Below are 13,356 nucleotides of genomic sequence, written 5' to 3'. Positions count from 1 at the left end.
AGGCACTGCTCATGCACCCGCATACCCTTACCGGGCAGGCGACCCTGTCGGCGCCCAGCCGCAAGCGCTTTTTCATCATGGTGCTGCTGTTCATCACGGTGGTGATCAACTACCTGGACCGCAGCAATCTGTCGATTGCCGCACCGGCCTTGACCAGCGAGTTGGGCATCGACCCGATTCACGTCGGCCTGGTGTTCTCGGCGTTCGGCTGGACCTACGCTGCCATGCAAATCCCAGGCGGCTGGCTGGTCGACCGCGTACCGCCGCGCATTCTGTATACCGTGGCGCTGGTGCTGTGGTCGCTGGCCACGGTGATGCTTGGTTTCGCGGCCAGCTTCATCGCGCTGTTCGTGCTGCGCATGGCGGTCGGCGCCCTGGAGGCGCCGGCATACCCGATCAACAGCCGCGTGGTCACTACGTGGTTCCCCGAGCGGGAGCGGGCCACGGCCATCGGCTTCTACACCTCCGGGCAGTTCGTCGGCCTGGCGTTCCTGACGCCGGTGCTGGCCTGGCTGCAGCATGCGTTCGGCTGGCACATGGTGTTCGTCGCCACCGGCGCGGTGGGCATCCTCTGGGGCGTGATCTGGTACGCGGTGTATCGCGAACCGCGCGATTTCAAGGGTGCCAATGAGGCCGAGATCGAACTGATCCGCGAAGGTGGCGGGTTGGTGGATATCCAGCAGGAGCAGGCCAAGACCAAGGCCAGGTTCAGCTGGGCCGACCTGGGCATCGTGCTGACACAGCGCAAGCTCTGGGGCATTTACCTCGGCCAGTTCTGCCTGAATTCGACACTGTGGTTCTTCCTCACCTGGTTCCCGACCTACCTGGTGAAGTACCGCGGCATGGACTTCATCAAGTCCGGCATGTTGGCCTCGCTGCCGTTTCTCGCCGCCTTTGTCGGGGTGCTGTGTTCGGGCTTTTTCTCCGACTGGCTGATCCGCCGTGGGGCCAGCGTGGGCCTTGCGCGCAAGCTCCCGATCATCAGCGGCCTGTTGATTTCCACCGCCATCATTGGCGCCAACTTCGTCGACTCCACCCCGCTGGTGATTGCTTTCCTGGCGCTGGCGTTCTTCGGTAACGGCCTGGCCTCGATCACCTGGTCGCTGGTTTCGACCCTGGCCCCCGCGCGTCTGCTCGGGCTGACCGGCGGGGTGTTCAACTTTATCGGCAACTTGTCGGCGATCGTCACACCCATCGTGATCGGCTTCCTTGCCAGCGGCGCTTCGTTCGCCCCGGCGATCACTTACATCGCCGCGCTGGCCCTGCTTGGCGCGTTGTCGTACATCCTGCTGGTCGGCAAGGTCGAGCGCATCGAGTTGTAGCCGCGCCCTGCGGGTGAACATAATGTCGCCCGCCCATTCGCACTTCGATAAAGGCCGCACATGCAGGAAGACCCTACCAAAACCGCCCCTACCGGCACCCAGACCCTGCTGCGCGGCCTGGCCGTTGTGCAGGCCGTGGCCGCAGGCGCGCGCGATCTCAAGGACATCGCCCAGCACATCGGCACCACCCGCAGCACCACCCACCGCCTGGTCAGTTGCCTGGTGGACGAGCGCTACCTGCGCGTGGTGCCCCAGGTCGGTTACCTGCTTGGCCCCAAGCTGATCGAACTCGGCTTCCAGGCCCGAGAAGAGCTGCCGTTGGTCACCCTTGCCGGGCCGTACCTCGACGAGCTGTCGGCGCTGACCGGCGACACCATCCACCTGGCGATCCGCGAAGGCGATGAGGTGCTGTACCTGCACAAGACCCCGGGGCGCAACGGGCCGGAGATGCGCTCCCGGGTCGGCCACCGCATGCCGCTGGCGCGCACGGGTATCGGCAAGGCGCTGATGCTCGACGACACCCCGGCCGAGTGGCAGAGGTTGTATGAAACCAGCCTGCCGGCAGGTGGCAAAAGCGCGTTCTGGCCGCACCACGCCGAGCAAACCTGGGTGCAGTTCGAGCAGCGTATGGTCGAGTATGGGGCGGGCGGTTATGCCTTCGACTTGGAGGACAATGAACCGTCGATCCGCTGCGTGGCGGCGCCGGTACGTGATGCCAGCCGGCGGATCGTGGCGGCGGTCAGTGTGGCCAGTACGGTGCCTTACATGCCCGAGGAAAAGATGCGCGAGCTGGTACCAGTGGTCAAAAGCGTGACCGCGCGGCTGTCGGCAGAGCTTGGGCTAAAGCACTAGCCTGAAGCGCGTTGGCACTGAACCACGCGCTACAACTGGTGTCTGAGCACCAACAATGACATGACGTCCATTTCCCCAAGCAAGGAGGCTTCACCATGCAACCCACCCCAGTCACGTCCGCCGGCAAGCTGCTCGGCAGTTATGGTTATGGCAAGGCGCTGATCGTCTGCATGCTTATCCTGGGCAGTGTCTTCCTGGGCCTGGCCGCTTTCGTCGGCTACCTGAGTGCTACCAGCGGCCAGAACTTCAACGGCCCGCAAAGCCTGTTCTATTCCACCATCGCCTTGCTGGCGGTGCTCGGTGGGGTGATGTTCGCCCTGGCGCTGTGGCAGAAGAAACTGCGCGCTGCCCGTTATGAGGTTTATGAGAAAGGCATCTGCCAGATCATAGGCAACCAGCGCGATTACGTGCCCTTCAGCGAGATGGGCGACTTCTACCTGTTCGCTTCTGGGCAGACTGCCATTGCCGGCCTGATCAACAACCTCGCTTATCGCCGTAACGCCAGTGAGCCGTTTCGCCGGGTCAATCCACACCTGCAAAAGCTTTATGTGTTTCTTGAGCAGGTACGCGAGCTGTACCTGAACGAACGCCTGCCAGCAGTATTCGCCACCCTGCAAAGCGGCGGGGCGGTGCAGTTCAACTACCTCGAAACGTCCCAGGTTTGGGGCAAGCGCATGAGCGGCGACTTCTTCAATGTCACCACCAAACCGCTGACCATCACTCGTGAAGCGCTCGACGTGGATGGCCGCAAGGTCGCGTTGAGCAGCCTGCGCAATGTTGACCTCAGCCAGTGGACCGAACTTGTGGTGATCAAGGACGAAAACGGTCAGACCGTGCTGTCGACCGTATCGACCGGCATCATCAGCTTTGACCTGTTCCTCAATACGTTGCACAACCTGCTTGAAGCCGAGTCGGCCTTAGCAACGCCTGAAGCCTGATGCAATCCATCAACGAACTCGTGTCAGGTGCTAAATAATTTCGGTATTTCAGTTATTAACTCGATTTTTTGACGTTAAAACATGTTTTACAGGAATTACGTGTGCTGTTGATTGTGGGTGAGCCTATAATTCCCCTACCGCTTCGCGCCTGGGGGTAGCATTTGCCATGCTGGATTTAAGCTTTAGCAAACCCGTTGAGGTCGTCAAACGACTGTGTGAGCGCTTGCGCAGCGAGCGTTTGTCTCAACAGCTGACGCAAGCAGAGGTGGCGGGGCGAGCCGGTGTCGCCATCAGTACTGTTTCGAGTCTTGAGGCTGGACGAAACGTCAGCTTCGAGAACCTTGTGCGGATTGCGATGGTGCTCGGGCGTGCCAGTGAACTGGAGGGCCTGTTTCAGCCCAAGCTGGACAGCCTGGAAGACTTGCGCCGATATGAAGAAGGCGCCAAGCGTCAACGCATAAAGATGAGGCAGGGCGATGCCTGAGCAGGTGCGCGTCTACTACGAAGGCTGGGGAGAGCGCTGGCTGTGGGGTACGCTTGCCTCCACTAGTGTGGTCGGCAGTCGCCCGCAAATCGTCTTCGAATACAGCAATGAAGCCAGGCGGCGCGGGTTTGAGCTGTCCTCGTACACCTTGCCTTTGCGGGGCGAAAACCTGCGCAAAGGATTCGCTGCTCATCAGTCTTTTCTTCCAAGCCCTGTCTATGATGCGCTGCCGGACGGCTGGGGCATGTTATTGATGGACCGTTTGTTCAAGCGCCGGGGCCTTAATGCCGCGCGCGTTGGTCCGCTGGAGCGGTTGGCGTACATCGGTGACAGCGCCATGGGAGCCATGTCGTTCGAACCGGTCGCAACTGAAGGGTTCGAGCCACCGCAACACATCCCCCTTGAGATGCTGGCGGCCGAAGTTCATGAAGTACTTAAAGGGGAGGGGGGAGAATTTCTGCAGCGGCTGCTTCTGGTGGGTGGCTCTCCCCAAGGTGCAAGGCCCAAGGCTCTGGTCTATCGCGATCCGTTGAGCGGCTCATTCACCACCGTTGCCAAGCCAGGTCTGGAAGCCTGGCTAATCAAGTTTCCCGCCAAGGAAGAGCATCCGGAAGTCTGCGCGATAGAAATGGTGTACGCCGAATGCTTGCGCTTGTGTGGCATTGCGACCCCGGACACCCAGCATTTCAGCTTGCCCAATGGGCAGGCGGCCTTTGCCAGTAGACGCTTCGACCGCCAGGGTGACCTGCGTGTGCCGATGCAAAGCCTTGCCGCATTCACCGGCGCGGATTTCAGGTCGCCTGGCGCGCTGGATTATGTCAATTTTTTGCGTGCCACCCACATGTGTACCAATGATTTGCGGGAGAAGGCGCGAGCCTTCGAGCGTGCCGTGTTCAACGTGGCATTCAACAATCGCGACGACCACCCGAAGAACTTCGCTTACCTCATGTCGCGTACCGGAGAGTGGACACTGGCACCTGCCTACGACGTCACGTTCTGTGAAGGCCCGGGTGGGTATCACCAGATGGATGTGATGGGGGAAGCTTTGGATATCGGGCGCCAGGAGATGCTTGCCTTGGCACGCGAGGCGGACATTCCGGAGGTGGCGGCGAGTCAGCTTATCGACCGTATTTGCGCAGTCGCCCGCCAGTTTACAGAACGAGCGCAGCTGAGCTTTGCGCGGTTGATCACTCAAGACACTTTGCAAACGGTGCAGCGCCGTATCGATGAAAACGTCGCGTTACTTAGCTGATTGGGGAGGCGGGCATAGCTGTGCAATGTTGACGTTTGACTGGGGAACTCGCTTCGGCGAGGTTTGCAAAGGGGTGCATGTTCTGCGATCAACCCTATACTGAAGTCGTCCTCGCTCACGACCACTTAGACTGGCAAGTCCAGTCCCGGCACATGCAACTGAGTGTGCCGTACCCCTCCTGTCGGCGTGGGCGAGGTCTCTTCACTTTGGCTTTTTTGAGCATGGCTCTCCGCTCCCACAGGATCCCCGTTTGCTGAAGACTTTCGTGATACCTGTAGGAGCGTACCCGCGAAGCAAGCGACGCGGTGTCTGGCACCGGCTTCGCCGGTGTTCGCGGGCACGCCCGCTCCCACGGGGGTATCCCCGTTTGCGGAAGGCTTTTGTGATACCTGCAGGAGCTGGTCTTGCCATCGATGATTGCATTGCAGGATTAGCCAGGCTTTGGCAATACGCAATGCCCTGTGGGAGCGGGCGTGCCCGCGAAGCAAGCGACGCGGTGTCTGGCGAATCGGCTTCACCATCCACCTGTCCATGGGCGGTCTCAAGTGCCCTGAAACGTTATCGTGATGGACAGAGAGGGACAATGCCGGGAGCTGTATGAGCCTTCCGCTTTTGCTTCTGCCAGGCAACAAAAAAGGCTGCCATTCGGCAGCCTTCTCGATGCTCAGCCCGGACGATCAATCCCAGCTCAACGCACCACCAGTCTGATACTCAATCACCCGCGTCTCAAAGAAGTTCTTCTCCTTCTTCAAGTCCATGATCTCGCTCATCCACGGGAACGGGTTGGTAGTCCCCGGGTACTCTTCCTTCAGACCAATCTGGGTCAAACGACGGTTGGCGATGAACTTGAGGTAGTCCTCCATCATCGCTGCGTTCATGCCCAGTACGCCGCGTGGCATGGTGTCGCGGGCGTATTCGATCTCCAGCTGGGTCCCTTGCAGGATCATCTGGGTCGCTTCTTCCTTCATCGCCGCATCCCACAGGTGCGGGTTCTCGATCTTGATCTGGTTGATCACGTCGATACCGAAGTTCAGGTGCATCGACTCGTCACGCAGGATGTACTGGAACTGCTCGGCAACGCCGGTCATCTTGTTGCGGCGGCCCATGGACAGGATCTGGGTGAAGCCGCAGTAGAAGAAGATGCCTTCCAGTACGCAGTAGTAGGCGATCAGGTTGCGCAGCAGCTCCTTGTCGGTTTCGACGGTGCCGGTGTTGAACTCCGGGTCGGAAATGGCGCGGGTGTACTTCAGGCCCCAGGCGGCTTTCTTCGCGACCGACGGGATCTCGTGGTACATGTTGAAGATCTCGCCTTCATCCATGCCCAGCGACTCGATGCAGTACTGGTAGGCGTGGGTATGGATCGCCTCCTCGAAGGCCTGGCGCAGAATGTACTGGCGGCACTCGGGGTTGGTGATCAGGCGGTACACAGCCAGGGCCAGGTTGTTGGCAACCAGCGAGTCGGCGGTGGAGAAGAAGCCCAGGTTGCGCATGACGATGCGGCGCTCGTCTTCGGTCAGGCCGTCCTGGCTCTTCCACAGGGCGATGTCGGCGGTCATGTTGACCTCTTGCGGCATCCAGTGGTTAGCGCAGCCGTCCAGGTACTTCTGCCAGGCCCAGTCGTACTTGAACGGTACCAGCTGGTTCAGGTCGGCGCGGCAGTTGATCATGCGCTTTTCATCAACCGCAACACGGGCCGAGGAGCCTTCCAGTTCGGCCAGGCCTTCGGCAACGTCGAGGGCGTCGAGGGCTGCCTTGGCACGTTTGACCGCGTCGGAGTCAGCAGCGGTGGCCGCACGGGCTTCCAGGGCGGCGGCACCGCCGGCGCTGTCGAGCTTGTCGAGGGTGGCGGCGGCAGCGGCCTGCGCAGGGTTGTTGCCTTTGGCGGCTACTTCGCCGTCTTCTTTGTCGAATTCGTCCCAGCTCAGCATGGTTTGGCTCCTGCTTGAGGGTTGCCCTGGGGCAACCGCTTGGATTTAAAGAATGTGATGCCTGACGCAAGGCCGTAACGGCGAATGGACAGCTCGAGAGGCTGACTCTCGTTTACATCTGAATGTGTTCTGGCTTGTACCTGGCCAGGCCTCGGGGAGGGGCCAGGACAATTGAATGGTGCTCTTTTCAGAGGGGGCGAAGTATATCGGATTTCGCCTTGGATCGGGGCGCGTCTCTTGCGGGCGAGGGTAACTTTTTCGACCGGAAATGCGTGCGTCCGTTCACCGGGTTTGTGTGGCTTGCTATGGGAAGGGAGTGTAGCGGCAAAACGCGGATGGCACTACATGTTGTGGCTTTTTATTTTTAAGGCACATTATGTGGTGTTGGCGCGATTTTTGTGGGAGCGGCCTTGTGTCGCGAACGGGCCGCAAAGCGGCCCCGCGAATCATGCGGCGAAGCTGCAATCTTGGGGGCGCTTCGCACCCCAATCGCGACACAGGGCCGCTCCCACAGTGACCGCGTTTTGTGAGAAGTCATGTTCTTTTGCCGAGCCGCGTGAGCGCTGGCCAAAGGGCAAGGTTTCTCTGGGGTGCAGATACAAAAATGCCGCGCGGGGCACCCAAGGGCACCCCGTGCGGCATTCAGGCCTTACTGGCAGGCTTCGCAGTCTGGCTCGTCGATCGCGCAGGCCTTCGGCACTGGCGCTGGGCCTGCTGCCTGGACCGGGGCGCTGTCGCCACCGCTGGAAACGGCATTGAGCTTGCCGGTGTTGATGGTCGACTTCTCGGTGCTGGTCGCGGCCAGGGCACGGAGGTAGTAGGTGGTTTTCAGGCCACGGTACCAGGCCATGCGGTAGGTCACGTCCAGCTTCTTGCCCGAGGCGCCGGCAATGTACAGGTTCAGCGATTGCGCCTGGTCGATCCACTTCTGACGACGCGAGGCCGCATCGACAATCCACTTGGTTTCGACTTCGAACGCGGTGGCGTACAGGTCTTTGAGCTCTTGCGGAATACGCTCGATCTGCTGCACCGAACCGTCGTAGTACTTCAGGTCGTTGATCATGACCGAGTCCCACAGGCCGCGGGCTTTCAGGTCGCGCACCAGGTACGGGTTGATCACGGTGAATTCGCCCGACAGGTTGGATTTCACGTACAGGTTCTGGTAGGTCGGCTCGATCGACTGCGACACGCCGGTGATGTTGGCAATGGTTGCAGTTGGCGCGATGGCCATGATGTTCGAGTTACGGATACCTTTCTTGACGCGCTCGCGCACCGGGGCCCAGTCCAGCGACTCTTCCAGGTTGACGTCGATGTACTTCTGGCCACGGGCCTCGATCAGGATCTGTTGCGAATCCAGTGGCAGGATGCCCTTGGACCACAGCGAGCCCTGGAAGGTCTCGTAGGCGCCACGCTCGTCGGCCAGGTCGCACGAAGCCTGGATGGCGAAGTAGCTGACCGCTTCCATCGACTTGTCGGCGAACTCGACAGCCGCGTCGGAGCCGTACGGGATGTGCTGCAGGTACAGCGCATCCTGGAAGCCCATGATGCCCAGGCCGACCGGGCGGTGCTTGAAGTTCGAGTTACGCGCTTGCGGCACCGAGTAGTAGTTGATGTCGATCACGTTGTCGAGCATGCGCACGGCGGTGTTCACGGTGCGTTGCAGCTTGGCGGTGTCCAGCTTGCCATCATTGATGTGGTTCGGCAGGTTGATCGAGCCCAGGTTGCAGACCGCGATCTCGTCCTTGTTGGTGTTCAGGGTGATCTCGGTGCACAGGTTCGAGCTGTGGACCACGCCCACGTGCTGCTGCGGCGAACGCAGGTTGCACGGGTCCTTGAAGGTCAGCCATGGGTGGCCGGTCTCGAACAGCATCGACAGCATCTTGCGCCACAGGTCTTTGGCCTGGATGGTCTTGAACACCTTGATCTTGTTGTACTCGGTCAGGGCTTCGTAATACTCGTAGCGCTCTTCGAAGGCCTTGCCGGTCAGGTCGTGCAGGTCGGGCACTTCCGATGGCGAGAACAGGGTCCACTTGCCGTCATCGAAGACACGCTTCATGAACAGGTCAGGGATCCAGTTGGCGGTGTTCATGTCGTGGGTACGACGGCGGTCATCACCGGTGTTCTTGCGCAGCTCGATGAATTCTTCGATGTCCAGGTGCCAGGTTTCCAGGTAGGCACACACGGCGCCTTTGCGCTTGCCACCCTGGTTCACGGCAACGGCCGTGTCGTTGACCACTTTCAGGAACGGCACCACGCCCTGGGACTTGCCGTTGGTGCCCTTGATGTACGAGCCCAGTGCACGGACCGGGGTCCAGTCGTTGCCCAGGCCACCGGCGAATTTCGACAGCATGGCGTTGTCGTGGATCGCGTGGTAGATGCCCGACAGGTCGTCCGGCACGGTGGTCAGGTAGCAGCTGGACAGCTGCGGGCGCAGGGTACCGGCGTTGAACAGGGTCGGGGTCGAGGCCATGTAGTCGAACGACGACAACAGGTTGTAGAACTCGATCGCACGGGCTTCCTTGTCTTTCTCTTCCAGCGCCAGGCCCATGGCCACACGCATGAAGAACACCTGGGGCAGCTCGAAGCGCACGCCATCCTTGTGGATGAAGTAGCGGTCGTACAGGGTTTGCAGGCCCAGGTAGGTGAACTGCTGGTCGCGCTCGTGGTCGATGGCCTTGCCCAGACGCTCCAGGTCGTAGCCTTTCAGGGCAGGGTCCAGCAGCTCGAATTCGACGCCTTTCTCGACATAGGCCGGCAGCGCCTTGGCGTACAGGTCGGCCATTTCGTGGTGGGTGGCGCTTTCGGCGACGTTCAGGAAGCCCAGGCCTTCGGCGCGCAGGGTGTCCATCAGCAGGCGGGCAGTGACGAACGAGTAGTTCGGCTCGCGCTCTACCAGGGTACGGGCAGTCATCACCAGGGCGGTGTTGACGTCCTTGATGGCTACGCCGTCGTAGAGGTTCTTCAGGGTTTCGCGCTGGATCAGGTCGCCATCGACTTCGGCCAGGCCTTCGCAGGCTTCGCTGATGATGGTGTTCAGGCGGGCCATGTCCAGTGGTGCCAGGCTGCCGTCGGCCAAGGTAATACGGATGCTCGGGTGTGGCTCGACCACGGCGTCGTTGTTGGCGCGGGTCGCACGCTCCTTGGCACGCTGGTCGCGGTAGATCACGTAGTCGCGGGCGACTTTCTGCTCGCCGGCGCGCATCAGGGCCAGCTCGACCTGGTCCTGGATTTCTTCGATGTGGATGGTGCCACCCGATGGCATGCGACGCTTGAACGTGGCGGTAACCTGCTCGGTCAGGCGCGCGACGGTGTCGTGGATGCGCGACGAGGCGGCGGCGGTGCCGCCTTCAACTGCGAGGAACGCCTTGGTGATGGCAACGGTGATCTTGTCGTCGGTGTACGGGACGACAGTGCCGTTACGCTTGATCACGCGCAGTTGGCCAGGGGCGGTAGCAGCCAGATCCTGCTGGGAATCTGCGGCCTGCGGCACCTTGGCCTGCGGGTTCTCGCGAGTTGTGTCGGTTTGCATGGGTGGGTGTCTCCACAGTTTCTATATTGTACAGGCGCCTTTTGAGCGCCCACCGTTCCGTCCACTTGCTCGATAACCTCACGGGGATGCGCACTGCATGCACACCCGCCCGCGCGGGCGTACCGACTTCGGGACAGACTCAGGAATAAGGGGCAATGGCTTGCCGCTCCCTGGCCGAAGTCAAAGGTTCTGGGCTGGGCCCAAAAACTGTTGCTGATGAGTGCCAGGCTGGCCTGCAACACCCATGCCCGAACAAGGCCCTGGGTGGGCTTGCCTCGGTCGCCTCCGCAGGAGCGGTTTGGCTGCTGAAATCACTTGAAGTTCCAACCCGAAGATCGTTTGATCTAGCGGGTTGACTTTTGTGTGTGATTTTGCACGAACCCCTATATCTAGTGGTTCGCTGCGATCGGGATACAAGATAATGCGGTATTGGGGTGTTTGCAAGGCGAGCGTCTGTGGATAACGTGTGGGTACTTTGTGGGTGAAAGGTGAGTATTCGCTGTAGGCCTTGTGCCAAGTGGTTTGCAGTATTTTTCGGCCGTTCGCCGCCCCGTCGCAGTTTTTGCGGGCGCGCACCCTACCACAAAAAACGCTCGAGCCAAGGGGGGCAGGTGCGTGGCTGTTGCGGGTTGCTGCCTGTCAGATCGAGCACCGTGCGGGCCCCGCTCGATTTCATGGACAGCAAAGATCTACAGTCATACGCTCAAAGGCCAAGATTGCGATCCAGAGAATAAAAAGGCCAAAGCCATGGACCAGACCCAACCCCGCATTCTGATCGTCGAGGACGACCCGCGCCTGGCCGAGCTGACCGCCGAATACCTGCAGGCCAACGGCTTCGAGGTCGCGGTCGAGGGCGATGGCGCGCGTGCCGTGCGTCGGATCGTCGACAGCCAACCTGATCTGGTCATTCTCGACCTGATGCTGCCGGGCGAGGACGGCTTGAGCATCTGCCGCCGGGCGCGCAACCAGTACCCTGGGCCGATCCTGATGCTCACCGCACGCAGCGACGAACTCGACCAGATCCACGGGTTGGACCTGGGCGCCGACGACTATGTCTGCAAGCCGGTGCGCCCGCGCCTGCTGTTGGCGCGTATCCAGGCCTTGCTGCGCCGTAGCGAAGCCCTGGACAGCAAGCGCCAGGACCTGGCGTTCGGTGCCCTGCACATCGACAACCGGCTGCGCGAGGCGCGCCTGGGTGAGCAACTGATCGAACTGACCGGCGCCGAATTCGACTTGCTCTGGCTGCTGGCCAGCAATGCCGGGCGGGTGCTTAGCCGCGAACAGATCTTCACTGCGCTGCGTGGTGTTGGCTACGACGGCCAGGACCGTTCCATCGACATCCGCATTTCCAGGATCCGCCCCAAGATCGGCGATGACCCGCTGCAGCCGCGGCTGATCAAGACCCTGCGCAGCAAGGGCTACCTGTTCGTCGGCGAGGCGCCATGAACAATTCGATTTTCCTGCGCATCTATGGCGGCATGCTGGCGGTGCTGGTACTGGTGGCGCTGCTGGGCGTGCTCAGCCTGCACCTGGTCAACGAGGTGCTCGCCGCCCAGCACCGTGAGCGCCTGGCGCAAGGCACCTTCAGCCTGATGGCGGACAACCTGGCGGTGCAGAACGCAACCGAACGCAAGCGCTCGCTGTTGATCTGGGAGCGCCTGCTCGGCGTGCCACTGGCGCTGCAGCCGATGAGCGCCCGCCGGCTTGATGGCACCCAGCGTGCGCGCCTGGCCCGTGGCCTGGTGGTGGTGGAAAAAACCGGCCCGCATGCGGCACAGGTGCTGCGCAAGGTTGGCCAGGAAGACCTGATGCTGGTGGCGCAGATCAACCAGATCAGCGAGCAGTTGGCACGCGCGACGCTTTATCTGCTGGCCGATGAGCTGGTGCGCTACCCGGTCACCGAACAACAGCAGCGCCTGGCCCAGTTGACGCAGGAAAAAGGCTTCGGCTTTGGCGTTGCATTGCAACGGATCGAGCGCGTCAGCCTGGACGATGACCAGCGGCACAGGGTCGAGGAGGGCGACACGGTGATGGCGCTGGGCAAGGATGGCGATTCGATCCGGGTGTTCGCCGGGTTGACCGGCTCGCCCTGGGTGCTGGAGATCGGCCCGCTGTACCAGCTCAACCCGTATCCGCCGCAGTTGCTGGTCCTGATCGCGTTTCTGGGCCTGTGCCTGATCGGTCTGGTGGTCTACTTGCTGGTCCGCCAGTTGGAGCGCCGCGTGTCGGGCCTGGAAGTTGCCGCCACACGCATCGCCCAGGGCAGCCTGGACACGCGCGTACCGGCTGGCGACACCGACTCGGTAGGGCGCCTGGCCGCTGCATTCAATGGCATGGCCGAGCACTTGCAGCGTTCGCTGACCATGCAGCGTGAGCTGGTGCGCGCGGTATCCCACGAGTTGCGCACGCCGGTGGCGCGCCTGCGCTTTGGCCTGGAGATGATCGAAAGTGCCAGCACCGAGCAGGCGCGCGCCAAGCACCTGGCTGGCATGGACGGCGACATCCAGGACCTCGACAAGCTGGTCGACGAAATGCTCACTTACGCGCGCCTGGAGCAAGGCGCGCCGGCCTTGCAGTTCCAGCGCATTGACATCGATGCCTTGCTCGACCGGGTGATCGACGAGTTGGCGCCGCTGCGTGCCGATGTGCGCGTCGAGCGGGGTGAGTGCCAGGGGGCCGATGCCGATGGCGCCTGGGTCGAGGCGGAGCCGCGCTACCTGCACCGGGCGCTGCAGAACCTGGTCGGCAATGCCATGCGCCACGCCGAGTCGCAGGTACGCCTGAGCTACCAGCTGGGGCAGCAACGCTGCCGCATCGATGTGGAAGACGATGGCCCAGGGATCCCGGAGGGGGTATGGGACCGCATTTTCACGCCGTTCACCCGCCTGGACGACAGCCGCACCCGCGCCTCGGGCGGGCATGGCCTGGGCCTTTCGATTGTGCGGCGGATCATCTACTGGCATGCCGGGCGAGCCACGGTAGGGCGCAGTGCGACGTTGGGGGGCGCCTGCTTCAGCCTGAACTGGCCGCGCCAGCAGGCACCGCTGTAGG

9 protein-coding genes are annotated in these 13,356 nt (G+C 61.7%); 7 read left to right on the top strand and 2 right to left on the bottom strand.

Translation table 11 applies throughout. From position 1 onward, the window contains the following. Nucleotides 1-11 precede the first annotated feature (11 nt). From L1P09_RS19220 to L1P09_RS19200, 5 genes are all read left to right on the top strand, one after another. Entirely contained in the window at nucleotides 12-1,322 is a 1,311-nt protein-coding gene (locus tag L1P09_RS19220; RefSeq protein ID WP_054913804.1) for an MFS transporter, read from the top strand. A gap of 60 nt (nucleotides 1,323-1,382) precedes the next feature. Continuing rightward, nucleotides 1,383-2,174, top strand: coding sequence for an IclR family transcriptional regulator (locus tag L1P09_RS19215; RefSeq protein ID WP_154211818.1), 792 nt, complete (start codon nucleotides 1,383-1,385; stop codon nucleotides 2,172-2,174). A gap of 95 nt (nucleotides 2,175-2,269) precedes the next feature. After that, nucleotides 2,270-3,112, top strand: coding sequence for a hypothetical protein (locus tag L1P09_RS19210; protein ID WP_009682572.1), 843 nt, complete (start codon nucleotides 2,270-2,272; stop codon nucleotides 3,110-3,112). Between the two features lie 166 nt (nucleotides 3,113-3,278). Further along, nucleotides 3,279-3,596, top strand: coding sequence for a helix-turn-helix domain-containing protein (locus tag L1P09_RS19205; RefSeq protein ID WP_029885558.1), 318 nt, complete (start codon nucleotides 3,279-3,281; stop codon nucleotides 3,594-3,596). Then, nucleotides 3,589-4,848, top strand: coding sequence for a type II toxin-antitoxin system HipA family toxin (locus L1P09_RS19200; protein WP_154211817.1), 1,260 nt, complete (start codon nucleotides 3,589-3,591; stop codon nucleotides 4,846-4,848). Before L1P09_RS19205 ends, L1P09_RS19200 begins: the two co-directional genes overlap by 8 nt. Nucleotides 4,849-5,525: 677 nt before the next feature. On the opposite strand, the gene L1P09_RS19195 is transcribed toward L1P09_RS19200, so the two are convergent. Together L1P09_RS19195 and L1P09_RS19190 are read right to left on the bottom strand one after the other, a co-directional pair. Next, entirely contained in the window at nucleotides 5,526-6,776 is a 1,251-nt protein-coding gene (locus L1P09_RS19195) for a ribonucleotide-diphosphate reductase subunit beta (RefSeq protein ID WP_029885549.1), read from the bottom strand. Nucleotides 6,777-7,425: 649 nt separating this feature from the next. Next, on the bottom strand, nucleotides 7,426-10,305 hold the full coding sequence (locus L1P09_RS19190; protein ID WP_054905934.1) for a ribonucleoside-diphosphate reductase subunit alpha: 2,880 nt from the start codon (nucleotides 10,303-10,305) through the stop codon (nucleotides 7,426-7,428). A 747-nt stretch (nucleotides 10,306-11,052) separates the two neighbouring features. Between L1P09_RS19190 and L1P09_RS19185 the strand changes: the two genes are divergently transcribed. Further along, nucleotides 11,053-11,751, top strand: coding sequence for a response regulator (locus L1P09_RS19185; RefSeq protein ID WP_009682568.1), 699 nt, complete (start codon nucleotides 11,053-11,055; stop codon nucleotides 11,749-11,751). Further along, nucleotides 11,748-13,355: an ATP-binding protein gene (locus tag L1P09_RS19180; RefSeq protein WP_235768007.1), complete on the top strand. Its 1,608-nt coding sequence runs from the start codon at nucleotides 11,748-11,750 to the stop codon at nucleotides 13,353-13,355. Before L1P09_RS19185 ends, L1P09_RS19180 begins: the two co-directional genes overlap by 4 nt. The last annotated feature ends 1 nt before the right edge of the window (nucleotide 13,356 follow it).

Origin of the sequence: Pseudomonas juntendi, assembly GCF_021560075.1 — a bacterium.
Classification (GTDB): Bacteria; Pseudomonadota; Gammaproteobacteria; order Pseudomonadales; family Pseudomonadaceae; genus Aquipseudomonas; species Aquipseudomonas juntendi.
Note: the sequence above shows the minus strand (reverse complement) of the source record. Positions and strands in the feature narration are given on the sequence as shown.